This is a genomic window from Actinoplanes sp. CA-030573, assembly GCF_050951115.1.
Classification (GTDB): Bacteria; Actinomycetota; Actinomycetes; order Mycobacteriales; family Micromonosporaceae; genus Actinoplanes.
In genome coordinates this window covers 8,957,473-8,976,285 of sequence record NZ_CP192038.1, presented here as the reverse complement: position 1 = coordinate 8,976,285, position 18,813 = coordinate 8,957,473, and the positions used below count along the sequence as shown (strand labels likewise).

The 18,813-nt window shown below is 71.9% G+C and carries 15 protein-coding genes; 11 read left to right on the top strand and 4 right to left on the bottom strand.

Translation table 11 applies throughout. The annotated features are described in order from the left end of the window. Nucleotides 1-143 precede the first annotated feature (143 nt). From ACQP2F_RS41415 to ACQP2F_RS41380, 8 genes are all read left to right on the top strand, one after another. Nucleotides 144-905 (top strand): GNAT family N-acetyltransferase, encoded by a 762-nt coding sequence (locus ACQP2F_RS41415; RefSeq protein WP_433297598.1) that lies wholly within the window; start codon nucleotides 144-146, stop codon nucleotides 903-905. Beyond that, complete coding sequence (locus ACQP2F_RS41410; RefSeq protein WP_433297595.1) at nucleotides 902-1,663, top strand: lysophospholipid acyltransferase family protein; 762 nt, start codon at nucleotides 902-904, stop codon at nucleotides 1,661-1,663. The genes ACQP2F_RS41415 and ACQP2F_RS41410 overlap by 4 nt, the downstream gene beginning before the upstream one ends. A gap of 95 nt (nucleotides 1,664-1,758) precedes the next feature. Further along, nucleotides 1,759-2,472, top strand: coding sequence for a response regulator transcription factor (locus ACQP2F_RS41405; RefSeq protein WP_433297593.1), 714 nt, complete (start codon nucleotides 1,759-1,761; stop codon nucleotides 2,470-2,472). A 7-nt stretch (nucleotides 2,473-2,479) separates the two neighbouring features. Continuing rightward, nucleotides 2,480-4,054, top strand: coding sequence for a sensor histidine kinase (locus ACQP2F_RS41400; protein ID WP_433297591.1), 1,575 nt, complete (start codon nucleotides 2,480-2,482; stop codon nucleotides 4,052-4,054). A gap of 39 nt (nucleotides 4,055-4,093) precedes the next feature. Then, nucleotides 4,094-5,770 carry a S1C family serine protease gene (locus ACQP2F_RS41395; protein ID WP_433297589.1) on the top strand — a complete coding sequence of 559 codons (1,677 nt, stop codon included), beginning with the start codon at nucleotides 4,094-4,096 and terminating at the stop codon, nucleotides 5,768-5,770. Between the two features lie 218 nt (nucleotides 5,771-5,988). Then, on the top strand, nucleotides 5,989-9,141 hold the full coding sequence (locus ACQP2F_RS41390) for a cyclic nucleotide-binding protein (RefSeq protein ID WP_433297587.1): 3,153 nt from the start codon (nucleotides 5,989-5,991) through the stop codon (nucleotides 9,139-9,141). 248 nt (nucleotides 9,142-9,389) lie between these two features. Then, nucleotides 9,390-9,878, top strand: coding sequence for a hypothetical protein (locus tag ACQP2F_RS41385; RefSeq protein WP_433297585.1), 489 nt, complete (start codon nucleotides 9,390-9,392; stop codon nucleotides 9,876-9,878). 49 nt (nucleotides 9,879-9,927) lie between these two features. Then, on the top strand, nucleotides 9,928-11,370 hold the full coding sequence (locus ACQP2F_RS41380) for a chitinase (protein WP_433297583.1): 1,443 nt from the start codon (nucleotides 9,928-9,930) through the stop codon (nucleotides 11,368-11,370). Here the strand turns inward: ACQP2F_RS41380 and ACQP2F_RS41375 are convergent, their stop codons facing one another. Continuing rightward, the gene (locus tag ACQP2F_RS41375; RefSeq protein ID WP_433297581.1) at nucleotides 11,371-12,702 is read right to left on the bottom strand and encodes a serine hydrolase domain-containing protein; all 1,332 of its coding nucleotides are present in this window, start codon (nucleotides 12,700-12,702) and stop codon (nucleotides 11,371-11,373) included. A 38-nt stretch (nucleotides 12,703-12,740) separates the two neighbouring features. Between ACQP2F_RS41375 and ACQP2F_RS41370 the strand changes: the two genes are divergently transcribed. Further along, entirely contained in the window at nucleotides 12,741-13,589 is an 849-nt protein-coding gene (locus tag ACQP2F_RS41370) for a patatin-like phospholipase family protein (protein WP_433297579.1), read from the top strand. Further along, nucleotides 13,589-14,674 carry a 1-acyl-sn-glycerol-3-phosphate acyltransferase gene (locus tag ACQP2F_RS41365; protein ID WP_433297577.1) on the top strand — a complete coding sequence of 362 codons (1,086 nt, stop codon included), beginning with the start codon at nucleotides 13,589-13,591 and terminating at the stop codon, nucleotides 14,672-14,674. Before ACQP2F_RS41370 ends, ACQP2F_RS41365 begins: the two co-directional genes overlap by 1 nt. Here the strand turns inward: ACQP2F_RS41365 and ACQP2F_RS41360 are convergent. Next, entirely contained in the window at nucleotides 14,653-15,447 is a 795-nt protein-coding gene (locus ACQP2F_RS41360) for an LppX_LprAFG lipoprotein (protein ID WP_433297574.1), read from the bottom strand. The two genes, ACQP2F_RS41365 and ACQP2F_RS41360, sit on opposite strands and share 22 nt — an antisense overlap. A gap of 126 nt (nucleotides 15,448-15,573) precedes the next feature. On the opposite strand from ACQP2F_RS41360, the gene ACQP2F_RS41355 reads away from it, so the two are divergent. Then, the gene (locus ACQP2F_RS41355) at nucleotides 15,574-16,728 is read left to right on the top strand and encodes an FHA domain-containing protein (RefSeq protein ID WP_433297572.1); all 1,155 of its coding nucleotides are present in this window, start codon (nucleotides 15,574-15,576) and stop codon (nucleotides 16,726-16,728) included. Here the strand turns inward: ACQP2F_RS41355 and rocD are convergent, their stop codons facing one another. Then, nucleotides 16,729-17,943, bottom strand: a complete 1,215-nt coding sequence (rocD, locus tag ACQP2F_RS41350; protein WP_433297570.1) for an ornithine--oxo-acid transaminase — start codon at nucleotides 17,941-17,943, stop codon at nucleotides 16,729-16,731. It abuts the gene before it with no gap. Further along, nucleotides 17,940-18,728 (bottom strand): dimethylargininase, encoded by a 789-nt coding sequence (ddaH, locus tag ACQP2F_RS41345; protein ID WP_433297568.1) that lies wholly within the window; start codon nucleotides 18,726-18,728, stop codon nucleotides 17,940-17,942. Before ddaH ends, rocD begins: the two co-directional genes overlap by 4 nt. Nucleotides 18,729-18,813 lie beyond the last annotated feature (85 nt).

Here is an 18,813-nt window from a genome sequence, read left to right as displayed (position 1 = left end):
CCCTGGCTGTGAAGGGATCAACGTACTAGGCGGGCGCCATCCTTGGTGTCCCATGCCGCAAAGCACAAGGCGTTCATGTTTCGGCCATGACTCAACACCAAAGCCGACATTCCATCGGCAGGTGTCGCCCTTACACAGATCACATGAGCGTTCTCCTGACCGCCCCCGCATCGACCGGGACCAGTGGCTACACGCTGCTCCTGGCCGACGATCCCGATCAGGTCGCCGCCGCGCAGCGGTTGCGTCACGACGTTTTCGCCGGCGAGCTCGGCGCCCGCCTGAACGGCGCCGCCGACGGCCGGGACATCGACGAGTTCGACGAGTTCTGCGACCACCTGATCGTGCGCGACGACGCGACCGGCGCGGTGGTCGGCACCTACCGGATGCTGCCGCCGCGGGCCGCCGAGCGGGCCGGTCGCCGCTACGGCGACGGTGAGTTCGACATGGGCGGGCTGCGTCCGCTGCGCGACCAGCTGGTCGAGACCGGGCGCTCGTGCGTGCACCCCGGCCACCGCACCGGGGCCGTGGTCAACCTGATGTGGGCCGGGATCGCCCGCTACCTGCACCTGAAGAACCTGCGGTGGCTGGGCGGCTGCGCCTCGGTGCCGCTCGCCGACGGCGGCGCGACCGCGGCCGGCGTCTGGGCCCGGGTGCAGTCCAAGCACCTCGCGCCGCCGGCCCTGCGGGTCACCCCGCGGGACAACTGGCTGCGGCGCACCGAGCTCGTCGGCGACCCCAGGACGCAGCCGCCCGCGCTGCTCAAGGGCTACCTGCGGCTGGGCAGCTGGGTCTGCGGCGAGCCGGCCTACGATGCCGACTTCGACTGCGCCGACTTCTACGTCCTGTTCTCGATGGACCGGATGGACCCCCGGTACCGCCGGCATTTCCTGGGAGCGGCCCGATGATGTGGCAACCCGTCTCCGGTTGCGGCGATCAGTGCCGCGACGACGCCGACGCACGCGCCCCGCGCGGCCTGGCCGGTCTGCGGATGGTGACGCTGGCCGGCGTACTCCTCGGTGGTTTCCTGCTGGTGCCGCTGCTGCGTGGGGCCGCCCTGCGCGGCCTGGCCCGCACGATGCTCGCGGTCCTGGGCATCAAGCTGGTCCGACGCGGACCGGCGCCGCGGCGGGGCAGCCTGCTCGTCGCCAACCACGTCTCCTGGCTCGACATCCTGGTGCTGCTGTCGGTGGCGCCGGTCCGGCTGGTGGCCAAGGGCGAGGTCGGCGCCTGGCCCGGCATCGGCGCGCTGGCCGGGCTCTCCGGGGCGATCTTCATCGACCGGTCCCGCCCGAAGACGCTGCCGGCCACGGTGGCCGAGGTGACCTCGGCGCTGCGATCCGGGCGTACGGTCGCCGCGTTCCCGGAGGGCACCACGTTCTGCGGCGCGAGCCAGGGCCGGTTCCGCCCGGCGCTGTTCCAGGCCGCGATCGACGCCAAGGCGCCGGTGGTGCCCGCGTCCATCGGCTACGACACGACGGCGGCAGCCTTCATCGGAGGCGACACCCTCTGGGATTCGGTACGCCGGGTGGCCGCGCTACGGTCGCTGACGGTCACCGTCGTCACCGCCCCCGCGCTGCGCCCGGGCGACGACGCCGACCGGCGCATGCTGGCCCGGGCCGTGCAGTCGTCCCTCGGCCCGTCGGGGTACCGCCTGGCTGCCTGAGAGTCTTTGCCTGAGAGTTTTGCCTGAGAGTTTTTTCAGACAACTTCCAGCCGGCGTGCAGCGTAAGTGCAGCGCGCTGATAAACAATTGGTGTCATGGCCGCTCAGACCCAGCCCAAGCAGAGTGAGGCGAAACTCCTCGTCGTCGAGGACGATGCGAACATTCTGGAGCTTCTCTCCGCCAGCCTGCGCTTCGCCGGGTTCGACGTCAGCACCGCCACCAGCGGCAGCGCTGCCGTCAGCGCGGCGAAGAACGCGGCGCCCGACCTGGTCGTTCTCGACGTCATGCTGCCCGACCTCGACGGTTTCGAGGTCATCCGGCTCATGCGCGAGGGCGGTCAGCGCACTCCCGTGGTCTTCCTGACCGCCCGCGACGGCACCGAGGACAAGATCCGCGGCCTCACGCTCGGCGGCGACGACTACGTGACCAAGCCGTTCAGCCTCGAGGAGCTCACCGCCCGCATCCGCGCGGTGCTGCGCCGCACGACCCAGGGCGACGAGGAGCCCTCGCGCCTGGTCTTCGCCGACCTCGAGCTCGATGAGGAGACGCACGAGGTCTACCGGGCCGGCCACCGCGTGCAGCTGTCGCCGACCGAGTTCAAGCTCCTGCGCTACCTCATGCTCAATGCCAACCGCGTGTTGTCGAAGGCCCAGATCCTCGACCACGTCTGGAAGTACGACTTCCGCGGCGACGACAACATCGTCGAGTCCTACATCTCGTACCTCCGGCGCAAGGTCGACAACGTGCAGCCGCGGCTGATCCACACCCTGCGCGGCGTCGGCTACGTGCTGCGCAAACCCGCGGTCTGAGCCGGCCGTGACGCTGACCGAGCGGGTACGCAACTCGATCCCGCCGCAGCCCAACCTGCGCCGGATCTCGCTGCGTACCAAGCTCGTGGCCTCGGTGCTGATCCTGGTCTTCGCGGCGCTGACCCTGATCAGCATGGCCAGCACGTACGCGTTGCACAACTACCTGATCACGCGGATGGACTACCAGCTCACGTCGTTCGCGAACGCGTCGGTCGAGACGGCCGCGGCCAACTACCAGTCGCTCACCCGTTACAAGGTCGTCGTCCCACCCGACTACATGGCCTCGGTCAAGTCGGTGAGCGGGGTCGGCCCGGTCTACGCCGCGCGCAGCCTCAAGACCGGCGACCTGCCTCCGGCGCTGACCACGATCGACCAGGTCAACGCCCACGTGAACACGCCGTACACGGTCCGCTCGCCCAACGGCAAGAACGTGTGGCGGATGCTGGTGATCAAGCTCGACGACGAAGAGGTGCTCTACGTCGCGCAGCGGATGACCGGCATCGACGAGTCGATCGCCCAGCTGGTGCGGGCCGACATCCTGGTCGGCGTGGGCGTGTTGATCGCACTGGCCGCGGTCGGCGCCGCGCTGGTCCGGCAGAGCCTCATCCCGCTGCTGCAGATCGAGCGCACGGCCGCCGCGATCGGCGCCGGCGACCTCAGCCGGCGGGTGCCGGACCCGGAGGAGAACGACGGCAGCGAGCCCACCACCGAGCTCGGCCGGCTGTCCCGGGCGCTCAACGCGATGCTCGCCCAGATCGAGGCGGCGTTCATCGCCCGGGCGCAGTCCGAGCAGGCGGCGCGCTACGCGGCCGAGGCGGCCCAGCTCTCCGAGGCGCGGGCGCTGGCCTCGGAGGCCAAGATGCGGCAGTTCGTGGCCGACGCGTCACACGAGTTGCGTACGCCGCTGACCACCATCCGCGGTTTCGCCGAGCTGTACCGTCAGGGCGCCGTCTCCGACCCGGAGGACGTGGCCAAGCTGGTGCGCCGGATCGAGGACGAGGCCGCCCGGATGGGCCTGCTCGTGGAGGACCTGTTGCTGCTGGCCCGGCTCGACCGGGAGCGGCCGCTCAGCCTGGCCCCGGTGGAGCTGCCGGTGCTCGCGCTCGACGCGGTGCAGGCGGCCGAGGCGACGGCGCCCGAGCGGGAGATCAGGCTGGAGATCCGCGACGAGCCGGAGCGGCTGGTGGCGTACGGGGACGACGCCCGTCTCCGCCAGGTGATCGGCAACCTGATGACCAACGCCCTGGTGCACACGCCGCCGGAGGCCTCGGTGACCCTGCGGCTGTTCGCCGTGCCCGGCGACCGGGCGGTGGTGGAGATCTCGGACACCGGTCCCGGCCTCTCGGACGAGCAGAAGGATCACGTCTTCGAGCGGTTCTACCGGGCCGACGAGGCACGCACCCGGCGCACCGACCGCACCGCGACCGGCACCGGATTGGGCCTGGCCATCGTCGCGGCGATCGTGCGGTCGCACAACGGAACCGTCGAGGTGATCAGTGAAAAGGGCCAGGGAGCGACGTTCCGCGTCACTCTGCCTACCCTAAACCCCGACAAAAGCTTCACAGAAAACATCCAGGCGTAACACAGTCTGGTACGAGCGCGGCGGGGCAAGGTAGTGGGCATGAACGAGAACGAGACCGAACCGCGGCCCGTGGGATCCTCCTCGGAGAGCAGTGACGCCTCCTCCGGGAGCAGCCCGGAGCGGGGACAGTCTGAGCAGCCGACCGTGGCCGTGCAGCCGCACGCCGGGGGCCACGCGCAGTGGAGCGGCGCTCCCGGGCCGGCCGCGCCCCAGTCCGCTGCCGCCCCGTCGGAGGCTCCTCAGTCCGGCACCCCTTACTCCGGCGCTCCCCAGTCGGCTGCTCCCCAGTCGGCTGCTCCCCAGTCGGGCGTCCCGGCCAGTGGCGCGCCGTGGCAGCAGCCGCAGGCGCCGCAGTCACCGCAGTCGCCGTGGCAGCAGGGTGGCCATCAGCAGCAGGCCTACGGCTACCAGCAGCCGTACGGCTACCAGCAGTGGGCCCAGCAGCAGGCGGCGCAGCAGCAGGGCTATCCGCAGCAGAGCTCGTGGAACGGCGGCGCCACCGCCACCCAGACCCAGCCCACGGTCGAGGGCCAGCCGATCTGGCAGGGCGGCGAGGGCTGGCAGGGCACCGACGGGCAGCCGGCCTGGGCCGCCCCGGTCGAGGGCGACCGGCGTCCGCCCGGTTCCGGCCGCGGCCGCAAGATCTTCGTGGCCGGCGCCGCCGCCGTGCTGATCGCGCTCGGCGCGGGCGGGGTCGGCGCCGCGACGGCCCTGGCCTTCGACGACAACGGTTCCAACCCGACGGTGCCGACCAGCAACTCCTCGGTCACCCGGGTCGTCGACCGCTCGTCGCTGGCGCAGATCGCCGCCACCGTGCAGGACAGCGTCGTCTCGATCACCACCGAGTCGGGCGAGGGCTCGGGCGTGATCCTCTCCGCCGACGGCTACATCGTCACCAACAACCACGTGGTCGCGACCGCGCAGGGCGACACGGTCACCGTGATCTTCGCCGACGGCAAGAAGGCCCAGGCCAAGATCATGGGCACCGACCCGCGCACCGACCTGGCCGTGGTCAAGGCCTCCGGCGTCTCCGGGCTGCACGCCGCCACCTTCGGCAGCAGCGCCAAGATGCAGGTCGGCGACACGGTGCTGGCGATCGGCAGCCCCCTCGGCCTCGAGGGCTCGGTGACGGCCGGCATCATCAGCGCCAAGGACCGCACCATCGAGTCCAGCGGCGAGGAGCAGCAGACCCCGCAGAACCCGTTCGGCAACGGCAACCAGCAGCAGCAGTCCAGCGGCTCGACCACGATGTCCGGCCTGCTGCAGACCGACGCGCCGATCAACCCCGGCAACTCCGGCGGCGCCCTGGTCAACACCAACGGCGAGGTGATCGGCATCAACTCGGCCATCGCCACCCAGGGGCAGAGCTCGGGCAACATCGGCCTCGGCTTCGCGATCCCGAGCGACAAGGCGAGCCAGGTGGCCAACGCCCTGATGGCCGGCAAGAAGGTCAGCCACGCCCAGCTCGGCGTCAGCGTCGCGCCGGCCGAGAACGGCGGGGCCATGGTCAGCAACGTGACGGCGAACAGTGCCGCCGCCAAGGCCGGCCTCCAGCAGGGCGACGTCATCACCGCGGTCGACGGCAAGCCGATCGACGACTCCGACGACCTGGTCGCCGCCGTGCAGGCCGGCACCGTCGGGCAGAAGATGACGATCGACTACACCCGCAACGGCGAGAAGAAGCAGACGACCGCCACCCTGGCCGAGGCCAACTGAAGACCGGATTTCCCTCCCCGCTGCGGCGGGCGGTGTGACAAGGGGGTTGTCACGCCGCCCGCCGCACGCTTTGTATGCCGTCAACCCGGAACTTAGGGTGCAAGCCCGACCATTTGCCGCCCAAGACTCGCCTTTGAGCAGGCGGACCGCCTAATCTCCAATCCGCCGTCGGCGGCGCCCGCCCCGACGAGGCTTGGCGGAGCGAAGGGCCCCTTCAGGTGACCTACGTCGAGACCCGGATGAACGTCTGGGAAGCCCTGGCCGGGCGCGCACCGGGTGAGCCCGGCGGACCGGTCGACCCCGGGCTGTGGGGAGCCGTCGTCGACCGCCTCAACCCGGCCAGTGCGCGGCCCGTGCTGCGCGCCGGCATCGAGGCCGTGCAGCTCACGTCGGCGCGCGGTGACGCGTACATCATGCTCCGCTCGCCGGACGACGGCGCCCGCGCCGGATATCTGCGCCTGACCCCCGAGGAGTGGCAGCTCGCCCTGCTCATGGACGGGGAGACCACGGTGGCCCGGCTGGTCGCCGAGTTCGCCCGGATCGCCGGGCGGCTGGCACCGGACGAGGTCCGCCGGGTGGTCGCCGACCTGGCCGGCAACCGGATGCTCGACGAGCTGCCGATGGACGCGTTCCGCCCGCTTCAGGAGGCCCGCCGCAAGCCGCTTCCCGAGCGCATCGCCCGCGGCCGCCGCACCCTGGCCTTCGACATCGACGGCTTGGTCACCGGCCTCTACCGGGCCGGTGGCCGGCTGCTCTTCGGCACCCCGGCCTTCGTGCTCACCGCGGTGCTGGCGGTGCTCGGGCTGGGCCTGTTCGTGGCGACCTGGGTGCGCGGCAGCCGCTCGCTGTTCCTGACCGGCGACTCCTATCTGCTGGGCGCGATCGTGCTGGTCGTGCTCAACGCGATCGTGCTGGTCACGCACGAGCTGAGCCGGGCGCTCGCCACCAAGGCCGCCGGTCGCGAGGTGCCCGCCGCCGGCCTGCTGTTCTACTTCGGCATCCCGTCGTTCTTCGTCGACACCACCGACGTCTGGATGGCCGGCCGCCGTGCCCGCATGCTGGTCGCCGCGGCCGGCCCGGGCAGCGCCCTGTTCCTGGCCGGCCTGGTGCAGCTGGGCGGTCTGGCCGTGCCGGCGCTCTCGGGCCTCGCCTTCAAGCTCGCCTTCCTCTGGTACCTGAACGCGTTCTTCCAGCTCAGCCCGTTCCTGCCGCTCGACGGTCACTACCTGCTGATGGACTGGCTGGAGATCCCGCAGTTGCGCGCGCGGGGCCTGGCCTGGGTCGGCGGCCGGCTGCGCGGGCGCCCGCCGCGCTGGTCCGCCCTCGACCGCGAGGGCCGGCTGATCGCGCTGTACGGCGCCCTCGCCGTCGCCTGGCTGGCGTTCGCCGCCGTGCTGACCTTCCGGGTCTTCTCCGACCGCATCTCCGGCCTGGCCACCGGCCTCTGGCACGAGGGGTTGCTCGGGGTCCTGCTGCTCGTGCTGGTCGTCCTGGGACTGGGCGCGCCCGCCGTCTTCTTCCTGCTCGGCCGCGTCACCCGCTGGTGGGGCCGGTCCCGGCAGCGGCGCGCCGAGAACGACCGCGAGGCCGACAGCCCCCGCCGGCTGGCCGCGCTGCGCGCCTCCGACCTCGGCGGCCTGCCCGAGCCGGCACTGGCCGGACTGGCCGCCCGCGCCCGCTGGGTGCACCCGCCGACCGGCCGCCAGATCGTGCAGGCCGGCGGCTCCCAGCCCGCTGTCTACGTGGTGGTCGAGGGCGCTCTCCAGGGCCGCCGCCCCGGCGACCCGCCCGGCACGATCCGGCACCACGTCGGCCCCGGCGGCGTCGTCGGCCTGGTCAACGCGATCACCGGGCGGTCGACCCAGCTCGACTGGCACACGGCCGGCACCACCCTGCTCTACATCCCGAGCGCGACGGTCTCGACCGTGGTCGGGCCGCTGCCCGGGCCGCCGCCGCAAGACCGGGCCGAGGCCGAGGCGCTCTTCGCCGACACCCCGGCGCTGGCCGCCCTCGCCGTCGACCAGCGGCTGGCGCTGATCGCCTCGGCGCACCCGGTCGACCTCGAGCCGGGCGCGCCGGTGACGCTGAACGGGCCCACCCACGCGGTGGTCGTCGAGTCCGGTGTCATCGCCATGGGCGAAGGCATCGAGCTGCGCCGGGGCACGCTGGTCGGCCCGGTGGGCGAGGGCAATCCGGGCGTCGTGGCGCAGTGCCGCACGCCGGTACGCCTCTGGGTCGTCCCCGATGCCGCCGACCTTCCGCCGCTGGTCGGCTCCACCCACCGCCCCGGCTCGGCGATGCCGGTGGTGGCGGTCAGCGGTGGCCTGCGCCCGGGCGCCCCGGCCCCCGACGCGTACCCGCCGCTCGCCGTCCCGCCCGGCCCGCCCGAGGGCCCCGACGACCAGTCGGTCGACCGCCGCCGGGAGAACCGGCTGTGGTGGCTGACCGTGCTGCTGCTCGTGCTGGCGCTGGTGCTGACCGGCCTGAGCTTCCGTCCCGGGCCGGCCTGGGCCGAGATGGCCCACGACCAGGTGCTGCTCACCGTCGACAAGGGCCAGGCGAGCGCGACCTCGGACGGCGACGTGTCGACCCTCGAGCCCGGCGACCGGCGTTACCTCGGGAGCGGGGCCCAGATCGAGGTCCCGGTCCGGTCGGCGGCCCGGCTGACCTTCCCCGGCGGGGCGGTCAGCGTGATCTGCGCCGGCTCCGGGCTGACCGTCGGCGACCTCGCGGTGGGCGCCGGCCGCCACCAGAGCCCGCGCGGTGCGCTGTCGTTGCGGGCCGGCAAGGTGCTGGCCGACACGACCAGCACCAGTGGTGCCTACCAGCCGCTGCGACTGACCGTGGGCCGCGCCGACGGGACCGTGGCCGCATCGGCGGCGTCCTGGTTCTCGGTCGAGCCCGACAAGGTCACCGTCTCGTCCGGCCGGGTGCTCGTCGGCGGCAAGGCGACCGAGGCGACCGGCGCGACGCTGAGCTGTGGGGACGGGGTGGCGGTCTCGCCGCCGTCGGAGTCCGCGCCGCCGTCGGAAGAGCCGTTGCCGTCGGAGGAGCCGACCGTCGAGCCGTCGCTGCCCGCGAGTGTCACGCCGTCGACCAGCACGACCACGACCACGCCGGCGACGACGACCGAGCCGACCGAGGCCGCGACGACCACGACGCCGCCGACCGAGTCGACCGCGCAGCCGACGACCCGTCCCACGACCACGCGGGCCACGACGAACCCGACCCGGACGACGAACCCGCCGACGACGACGCCGACGACCGCGCCTCCGCAGCCGACGACCGCGCCGACCGCCACATCGCCGCCGACGCCCCCGCCGACCACCACGACCGCCGCCTCGGGCATAGCACCCTCGGCATCGAGCTAGGTACTGTCCGTAGTGTGCTGTGCTGGTTCTGTAGCGAATCGGCGCGCGGGACCTGCCGGTTCTGCGGGCGTGGGGTCTGTGCCGACCACGCCCGCTTCGGGCCATACCTGCTGCAGGTGAGTCGCTCCGACTCCCGCCGGCGGGTCGAGGCCCTGGTGGTGGACGATGCCGTGCAATGTGGGACATGCCGTCCACGACCACACCCGGTGGCGATGCCGGAACTGGACTGACGGCCCTATCGTCTAGGGATGACCCAACAGGACGGCGACGACCTCGGTGTCTGGTCCGAGTTCGGCACCGCGGCCGGCATGGTGGCGCGCGACCTCGCTCATGGCGCCGCCGCGGGCGACAACACCGGCTTCGGCGACAATCCCGATCTCGACGGCCTGCCGCCCGTGTCGCAAGGTCTCGGCGACGCGCCGGTCGGCCAGGACCTCGGCGCGGCCCTGCGCGACCTCGCCCCGCCGCCGAAGGGCTATCACAACCGGGTCGACGCCGACGGCGACGGTCATCTCGACCGGGCGACCTACCTCGGCGACGGCCACGGCGGCGCCGAGATCCTGGTCGACACCGACCACGACGGCCGGGCCGACTTCATCGGCCACGACACCGACCTCGACAACCGGGTCGACTTCGCCGACTACGACAAGAACCACGACGGCGTCTTCGAGAAGCGCATGTTCGACGACAACAACGACGGCTACCTCGACCGCGCCGAGTGGACGCACGACAGCTGATCCCGGTCACTCTCTTTACATCTACAGTTAACAGTCCTAATAATTGGCCATGCGCCGATCGATGATCTTCGCCATGGTCGTATCCCTCGCTGCCGCCGGCACCACCGTCTACCTCGCCTCCTCGGCCAGCGCCGCGACCGCCTGCGCCCCCGCGTGGAGCGCCACCGCCGTCTACGTCGGTGGCAACTCCGCTTCGCAGAACGGCCACAACTACACCGCCAAGTGGTGGACCCAGAACGAGTCCCCGGCCACGCACTCCGGCCAGTGGGACGTCTGGGCCGACAACGGCGCGTGCGGCGGCACCACGCCGCCCACGACCCCGCCCGCGACCACCACGCCTCCCCCCACCACCACGCCTCCCCCCACCACCACGCCTCCCCCCACCACCACGCCTCCCACCACGCCGCCGACCACCCCACCGACGACGCCGCCCACGACGCCACCGACCTCGATCCCGGCCACCGGCATCCCCAAGCACGCGCTGATCGGCTATCTGCACGCCAGCTTCGCCAACGGCTCCGGCTACCTGCGCATGGCGGACGTCCCCGCCAACTGGGACATCATCGACCTCGCGTTCGGCGAGCCCACGTCGGCGACCTCGGGCGACATCCGCTTCACGTTGTGCCCCGCGACCGAGTGCCCGGGCGTCGAGTCCGAGGCCGAGTTCATCGCCGCCATCCGGGCCAAGCGCGCGGCCGGCAAGAAGGTGCTGCTCTCCATCGGCGGCGCCAACGGCCAGGTCCAGCTGACCACGACGGCGGCCCGCGACAAGTTCGTCAGCTCGGTGAGCGCCATCATCGACAAGTACGGCCTGGACGGCGTCGACATCGACTTCGAGGGTCACTCGCTGTCGCTGAACAGCGGCGACACCGACTTCAAGAACCCGACCACCCCGGTGATCGTCAACCTGATCAGCGCCCTGAAGTCGCTCAAGGCCCGGTACGGCGCCGGCTTCGTGCTGACCATGGCGCCCGAGACGTTCTTCGTGCAGCTCGGCTACCAGTACTACGGCTCGGGCCCGTGGGGCGGCCAGGACCCGCGCGCCGGCTCCTACCTGCCGGTGATCTACGCGGTTCGCGACTTCCTCACGATCCTGCACGTACAGGACTACAACTCGGGCTCGATCATGGGTCTGGACAACCAGTACCACTCGATGGGCGGCGCCGACTTCCACATCGCGATGACCGACATGCTGATGGCCGGCTTCCCGGTCGCCGGCAACACCGCCGCCATGTTCCCGGCGCTGCGCGAGGACCAGGTCGCCTTCGGGGCGCCGAGCTCGGTGAGCGCCGGCAACGGCTATGTCGCGCCGGCCGCCGTCCAGCAGGCGGTCGGCTGCCTGGTGAGCGGCTCCAACTGCGGCGGCTACGCCCCGCGCAGCGGCACGAACCCGAACTTCCGCGGGCTCATGACGTGGAGCATCAACTGGGACAAGTTCTACGGCTGGGAGTTCCAGAACCAGAACGGCAAGTACGTGAAGTCGCTGCCATAGTTACGCCGCGATCGCGTTGTGGACCGCGACCCGGTGCGTGTCCGGGTTGGACCACGACCAGTTGGGATGGGCCCGGTTCGTCAGCAGCACGATCACCTGCCGGCGAGCCGGGACCACCAGCAGCGACGTGCCGGTGAAGCCGGTGTGCCCGAAGGCCGTGGGCGACGCGAGCTTGCCCATGAACCAGGGCTGGTTGATCTCCACGCCGAGGCCGTGGTCGGCCGAGCGGCCCGGGCGCTCGGCGTCGATGGCCGGCTTGCCCTTGTTGACGTCGGTGAGCATCCGCTTGACCGTGGCCGCCGACAGGATGCGCTTGCCGTTGTAGGTGCCGCCGTTCAGCAGCATCTGGCCGATCACGGCCACGTCCTGGGCGGTGGCGAAGACGCCGGCGTGCCCGGCCACGCCGCCGAGGATGTTGCAGACGTCGTCGTGGACGGTGCCGCGCAGCAGGCCCCGGGACGTGCGCGCGTCGGTGGCGACCAGGCGCTGCCGGTCGGACACCCACTTGAGCGGCTGGAAGCCGGTGTCCTTCAGGCCGAGCGGCGTGGTGATGTTGTCGCGCAGGGCCTTGTCGAGGGACTTGCCGGTGAGCTTCTCGACCAGGCGGCCCAGCACCATGAGCCCGACGCTGGAATAGCGGAACGTGGTGCCGGGCACGCCGCCGCTGACCAGCGGCGTGGTCATCACCGACTTCCAGCGGGCGGTGTTGTCGGCCATGCCAGTGACCTTGGCGCCGACCGGCAGCGCGGAGGTGTGCGCCAGCAGCATGGCGACCGTGACCTTGTCCTTGCCGGCGCCGGTGAAGTCGGGCAGATAGCGCTGGATCGGCGCGTCCAGCGCGACCTTGCCCTGGTCGACGAGCTGCAAGGTCAAGATCGCGGTGTAGACCTTGGTGAGCGAGGCCAGGTCGAAGATCGAGTTGGTACGCATGGCGACGCGCTTGGCCGCGGGCAGGTCCACCGGGCCGGCGCCGTAGCGCAGGGCGTGCCCGACCGACGTCGTGAACTGTGCTTTGCCGTCCTGCGCCACGAGGGCGACCGCTCCGGCGTACCCGGGATGCTTAGGGTTGTCGGAAGTCGGTTTGAGATATTTCGTCAGGGTTGCGGTGACGCGGGCGCCGTAGGGAGCCGCGGCGGTGATCTTCGTCGATCGGGCCGCCGAGGGGGCGGGCGCCGCCCGGGAGGCGAGCGGCGTCGAGGCGAGCGGCTCGGCATCCCCGACCGGCGAGGCCCAGGTCGGCGTGGCGGAACCGGGCGACCGGCCGCAACCGGTGAGCACGGCGGTCGTGGCGGCCACGGAGGCGCCCAGAACGGCACGGCGGGAAACAGTCACGGCGACGATGATGACACGCCGCGTGCCAGGATGAAGCCATGGTCAACAGTCCGGTGGCGTTCGTGCTCGGTGGCGGCGGTGTGCTGGGCGCGGTCGAGGTCGGCATGCTGCGCGCGCTCTTCCGGGCCGGCTTCCGCCCCGACCTGGTGGTCGGCACGTCGATCGGCGCGGTCAACGGCGCCCTGGTCGCGGCCGATCCGAGCGAGGCGATCACCGACCGGCTGGTCCGGCTCTGGACCTCACCGGAGGCGGCCACGGTCTACGGCGACTCGATCGGCCGGCAGATGCGCCGGTTCGCGGCCCGTACCCACCTGCACTCGCCGCTGCCGCTGCGCCGCCTGCTGGAGAGCGAGCTCGGCGAGCACACCACGTTCGCCGACCTGAAGATCCCGTTCCGCTGCTGCGCGGCCAGCATCGAGCGGGCCGCCGAGCACTGGTTCGACAGCGGCCCGCTGGTCGATGCCGTGGTCGCGTCCTCGGCCGTGCCGGGCCTGCTGCCGCCGATGGAGATCGGGGGAGAGCACTATGTGGACGGTGGGATCGTCAACTCGATCCCGATCGGGGAGGCGGTCCGGATCGGCGCCAAACTGATCTTCGTGCTCCAGGTGGGCCGGGTCGAGCGCCCGCTGACCGTGCCCCGCCGGCCGTGGGAGGTGGCCCAGGTGGCGTTCGAGATCGCCCGGCGGCACCGGTTCGCGCGCGAGCTTGCCTCGCTGCCCGACGATGTACGCGTGCACGTGCTCCCCAGCGGCGGCGGCGAGGGCCGCGACGACAGCCCGTGGGCGTACCGCGACATGGCCGCGGTCGGCCGCCGGATCAGCCGCGCCTACACCGCCTCCCGCCGGTACCTCCACGCGAACGTGCACCCGCTGCCGGGCGGCCACTGATGCCGCTGCCCCCGGTCTGGGTCCGCCGTTTGGTCTTCGCGCCCGCGGTGGTGCTCCTCGCCCTCGTCCTGCTCACCACGCTGCCGGTCTGGCTGCTGCTGGCGCTCGCCGCGTCGCCGCTGGTGCCCGGTCATCTGCGGGTGCCCCGGCTGGTCTTCCTGGCGATCGTCTACCTGGTGTGGGACGCGGTCGCGCTGGTCGCGCTGGCCGTGCTGTGGGTGGCCGCCGGCTTCGGCTGGAAGATCCGTACCCCCGCCTTCCAGCGCGCGCACTACGTGCTGACCGGCAAGTTCCTGGGCGCGCTGTTCTGGCTGGCCCGCTGGTCGCTGCACCTGACCGTGGACGTGGTCGGCACCGACCCGGACACCGCGATCCCGGGCCGCCCGGAGATCGTGGTGAGCCGGCACGCCGGGCCCGGCGACTCGTTCATCCTGATCCACGGGCTGGTCAACTGGTTCGACCGCGAGCCGCGGATCGTGCTGAAGGCGACCCTGCAGTGGGACCCGGCGATCGACGTGCTGCTCAACCGCCTGCCGAGCCGGTTCATCTCGCCCGGGCGGTCCCAGCGCAAGAACCTCGAGCAGGAGGTGGGCGAGCTCGCCGACGGCCTCGACGACAACGACGCCTTCGTGATCTTCCCGGAGGGCGGCAACTTCACCCCGCGCCGCCGGATCAAGGCGATCGCCTGGCTGCGGGCCCGGGGACTGTCCGACATGGCCGAGCGGGCCGAGAACCTGCGCAACCTGCTGCCGCCGAAGCCGGGTGGCCTCTCGGCGGCGATCGACGCGGCGCCGGACGCCGGAGTGATCTTCGTGGCGCACACCGGGCTCGACCGGATGCTCACGGTCGCCGACGTGTGGCGTGAGCTGCCGATGGACAAGCAGCTGATCATGCGGTTCTGGAGCGTGCCGCCCGAGGAGGTGCCGGCCGGCGAGGAGGAGCGGGTGGTCTGGCTGTACGACTGGTGGGCCCGGATCGACGCCTGGATCGAGGAGAACCGGCCGGCGGTCCGTCCGCTGAGCACGGACTGGACCGCCCGCCGGCAGAGTTCCCGGGATTCGGCTCAGGAGCCGAGCGAGCTGTAGAAGCTGTCCGGCGCCTCGGTGATCTCACTGGCCGCCGGGGCCGTGATCGTGACCGGCTGGCCGTAGTTCGCGTACGTCACCTGCAGTGGCTCGCTCTGGGGGAGGTCGACGGTGAGCGTCGAGAGCCGGCCCTGACTGTCGAGCGTGGCCGTGAACGGCACGTTCTGCACCGGCGCGGCCGAGGCCGCCGAGGCCGCGACGGCCACCTGGCCGAGCCCGGCGAGACCGGCCGCCTTCGACAGGTCGACCGAGCCCGAGTAGCTGGTGTCGCTGGTCGCCTTGACGTCGGTGGTGTTCTTGATCAGGTTGGCGGTGCCGACCGGGTCGATCTGGCCGGGCCGCAGGCCGATGTTCGCGTTGGCCGGCAGGCGGGCCCCGTCCACGTGGGTCCAGGTGCCGGCCTTGGTGATCCCCGGGACCTGGGCGTAGAGGTCCTGCCCGATCAGCAGGGTCTTGATGTTGAGCTCGGCGTTCGGGCCGCTCGCGGTGAGCTGGGCCGAGGCCTTGCCGTTGGGGGCGTCGATGTCGCCGGTCAGCTTGAAGCCGGAGCCCGAGGTGGCGGTGAGCGTGAAGCTGGTCTGGTCGAGCTGCTCGACCGCGGCGGAGAGCTTGGCCGCCGCGGCGGGGTCGGCGGCGCTCGCGCTGCCGCTGGTGGTGGGGGTCGCGCTAGCAGGAGTCGACGACGTGGCGGTGTTGTCACCGCATCCGGCCACCGCAAAGGCGACCGTGGCCATCGTCGCGAGACCCAGCCCGGCGAGCCGTGGTGTCCGCATGTTCGTCCTCCCTGACGTTCCGTTTCGAGCCAACGGCTGATCCACGTGAATTCCCCAAAGCCCCCTCCGGGCAAACGACGCCTGGTGACGCGGCATTATGGCTGCAGGCAAACTCCGGGAGGACACGTGAGATTCGAGGTCAGCAAGGTCCTCGACGCCATCGAGGCGCGGCTGAGCACCGATCCGGCGCTGGCTCGCGCGGTGGTCGACCTGTCCGAGATCGTGCGCTATGCCGACCTCGACGGCGGCCGGCCGGCCAGCTCCGTGCGCCTCGGCCTGGTCGTCGACGCCCTGTCGGCGTACCTGGCCGAGGAGAACGTGCCGGTCTACGTGGTGTGCCCGCGCGGCCTGTTGTCCGACACCGACCTGACCTCCAACGAGCGGATGGTCATCCGTCGCTGGGCCGACGACGGCAAGGTCGAGGTGGTGCCGGTGCTCGAGGACCGGGTCTTCGAGGTGGCCGAGCTGCTGGGCCTGCCGGTGCTCACCCGTACCCGTGGGGATCAGTTCCGCTCCCGCCGGGGCTGGATCGACGAGCCCGGCCGGCTGCTCGCCGCGATCGCCGGCGAGGGCGGCACCCCGGTCCTGGTGTCCCGGGTCGGCCGCGGCGACCCGGCCAAGCAGTACGACCGCTCGCCCATGGGTGAGCGCATGCTGGCCCGGGTGTGGGCCTGCCCCGAGTCCAACTGCACGAGCTTCGGCCAGGGCGGCGACCCGGACAGCCCGTTCGCTGACATGCGCACGTTCACCAGCCCGGTCGCCCAGCCGCCGCCGGCCATCCGGGCCGGGGCGCCGACCTGCCCGCGGCACGGCGCCAAGCTGCGCGACGCCGGCCCGCGCCCGGCGGTCGAGGTGCTGTCGGTGCGCATCGACGGGGTGGTCCGCCAGCGCTTCGTGGTCTCCACCGAGGAACCGGTCGTGATCGGCCGGGCGCCCGAGGGCGGCAAGGGCGTGATGCTCGGCCAGTGGCTCACCGAGGACGCCCGGAAGTGGATCAGCCGCGGGCACGTGCTGCTCTCGCTGCGGCCGGACGGCACGCTGACCGCGCAGGACGTGAGCACCAACGGCACCGGCATCCGCCCGGCCGGCTCGCTCGACGACGACGAGCGCATCACCCTCGGCCGCAGCGAGACGCGGGTGCTGGCGGCGAACGACGTGGTCGAGCTCTACGCGGGCGTGAACGTGGGCCGCTCGAAGCTGTGGGCCACCGGCGGCGTCGCCCAGCCCCAGTCGGTGATGGGCGAGGCGCCGACGATGGCCCTGCGCAAGTTCGAGCGCTAGCTACCGCTGAAGGATCGCCTCGAGCTGGGCCACCGCGTGGTCCAGCTCCTCGGCCGTGACCACCAGCGGCGGCGCCAGCCTGATCGTCGAGCCGTGCGTGTCCTTGGCCAGCACGCCCCGCTCGGCGAGCCGCTCGCACGCCTGCCGGCCGGTCATCAGCGCCGGGTCGATGTCGACGCCGGCCCACAGCCCGCGCCCGCGCACCGCCACCACGCCCTTGCCGATCAGCGCGGTCAGCCCCGCGTGCAGGCGGTCACCGAGCTCGGCCGAGCGCCGCTGGAACTCGCCGGTCGCCAGCAGCCGCACGACCTCGACGCCGACGGCGCAGGCCAGCGGGTTGCCGCCGAAGGTCGAGCCGTGCTCGCCCGGCTTGAGCACGCCGAGGACGTCCCGGTCGGCGGCGACCGCCGAGACCGGCACGATGCCGCCGCCCAGGGCCTTCCCCAGCACGTACATGTCGGGAACGACGCCCTCGTGCTCGATCGCGAAGGTCTTGCCGGTACGCCCGAGGCCGGACTGGATCTCGTCGGCCACGAACAGCACGTTGTGCTCGTCGCACAGCGCCCGCACGCCGGCGAAGTAGCCGGTCGGCGGCACCAGCACGCCCGCCTCGCCCTGGATCGGCTCCATCAGCACGGCCACCGTCTCTCCGGTGATCGCGTCGGCGAGGGCGGCCAGGTCACCGTAGGGAACGACCTTGAATCCCGGGGTGTACGGGCCGAAGTCGTCGCGCGCGTCGGGATCGGTGGAGAAGCTGACGATCGTCGTCGTACGCCCGTGGAAGTTGTCCGAAGCCACGATGATCTCGGCCCGGTTGTCGGCCACGCCCTTGACCCGGTAGCCCCACGCCCGCGACACCTTGATCGCCGTCTCGACCGCCTCGGCCCCGGTGTTCATCGGCAGCACCAGGTCCTTGCCGCACAGGTCGGCCAGCTCGTGGCAGAACTCGGCGAACTGGTCGTGCACGAACGCCCGGCTGGTCAGCGTGACCCGGTCGAGCTGGGCGTGCGCGGCCGCGATCAGCCCCGGGTGCCGGTGGCCGAAGTTCAGCGCCGAGTAGCCGGCCAGGAAGTCCAGGTAGCGGCGGCCGTCGACGTCGGTGACCCAGGCGCCCTCGGCCTCGGCGATGACGACCGGCAGGGGGTGGTAGTTGTGCGCGGTCCATCGCTCCGCATCGGCGAGCGCCTCGGGCGTACGCATGTCAACGCTTGTCATCCCCGCACCTCCAACGTGCAGCACTTGGGTCCGCCGCCGGCCTTACGCAGCTCGGAGACGTCGACCCCGACGGTCTGGTAGCCGGCCGCGCTGAGCTCGGCGGCCAGGTGGGTGGCCTGAACCGGCAGGACAACCGTACGGCCGTCGCTCACCGCGTTGAGGCCCAACACCGCGGCGTCCTCCTCGTTCGCGATGACCGCGTGCGGGTAGAGCTGGCGCAGCACGGCCTGCGAGCCGGGGGAGAAGGCCGACGGGAGGTACGCGACGTTCGTGTCGTCGAGCACGCAGAGCGCCGTGTCCAGGTGGTAGTACGCCGGGTCGACGAGCTGGAGCGTGATCACCGGGCGGCGCAGCACCTCCTGGGTCTCGGCGTGCGAGGCGTGCGCGGTGCGGAAGCCGGTGCCGGCGAGCAGGATGTCACCGGCGAGCAGGATGTCACCCTCGCCCTCGTTGGTGTGCTTGGGCTCGGTGACCGAGAAGCCACGCTCACGGAACCAGGCGGCGTACGCCGGGGCCTCGTCGGCCCGCTCGGCGTCGCGGAACTGCACGGCCAGCACCCGGCCGTCGACCACGGTCGCGCCGTTGGCGGCGAAGACCATGTCGGGCAGGCCGGGCAGCGGCTCGATCAGCTCGACGGTGTGGCCGAGGTCGAGGTAGGTCTGCCGCAGCGTCTCCCACTGCCGGATCGCGAGCGCGTTGTCGTAGGGCGCCGTGGGGTCCATCCACGGGTTGATCCGGTATGTCACCGCGAAGTGGGTCGGGCGGCACAGGAGGTATCGGCGCATGACTGAAACGGTAGGGCCGGATGATGGCACGGTCCCATGGCTCAACCCTGCGTGCCGCTTTCGAATCTTGCGTCATTCTTGATCT

Coding starts and splice junctions, on each gene's coding strand:
- ACQP2F_RS41415 (WP_433297598.1), top strand. CDS start 144: ATGAGCGTTCTCCTGACCGCCCCCGCATCGACCGGGACCAGTGGCTAC.
- ACQP2F_RS41410 (WP_433297595.1), top strand. CDS start 902: ATGATGTGGCAACCCGTCTCCGGTTGCGGCGATCAGTGCCGCGACGAC.
- ACQP2F_RS41405 (WP_433297593.1), top strand. CDS start 1,759: ATGGCCGCTCAGACCCAGCCCAAGCAGAGTGAGGCGAAACTCCTCGTC.
- ACQP2F_RS41395 (WP_433297589.1), top strand. CDS start 4,094: ATGAACGAGAACGAGACCGAACCGCGGCCCGTGGGATCCTCCTCGGAG.
- ACQP2F_RS41385 (WP_433297585.1), top strand. CDS start 9,390: ATGACCCAACAGGACGGCGACGACCTCGGTGTCTGGTCCGAGTTCGGC.
- ACQP2F_RS41380 (WP_433297583.1), top strand. CDS start 9,928: ATGCGCCGATCGATGATCTTCGCCATGGTCGTATCCCTCGCTGCCGCC.
- ACQP2F_RS41370 (WP_433297579.1), top strand. CDS start 12,741: ATGGTCAACAGTCCGGTGGCGTTCGTGCTCGGTGGCGGCGGTGTGCTG.
- ACQP2F_RS41365 (WP_433297577.1), top strand. CDS start 13,589: ATGCCGCTGCCCCCGGTCTGGGTCCGCCGTTTGGTCTTCGCGCCCGCG.
- ACQP2F_RS41360 (WP_433297574.1), bottom strand. CDS start 15,447: ATGCGGACACCACGGCTCGCCGGGCTGGGTCTCGCGACGATGGCCACG.
- rocD (WP_433297570.1), bottom strand. CDS start 17,943: ATGACAAGCGTTGACATGCGTACGCCCGAGGCGCTCGCCGATGCGGAG.
- ddaH (WP_433297568.1), bottom strand. CDS start 18,728: ATGCGCCGATACCTCCTGTGCCGCCCGACCCACTTCGCGGTGACATAC.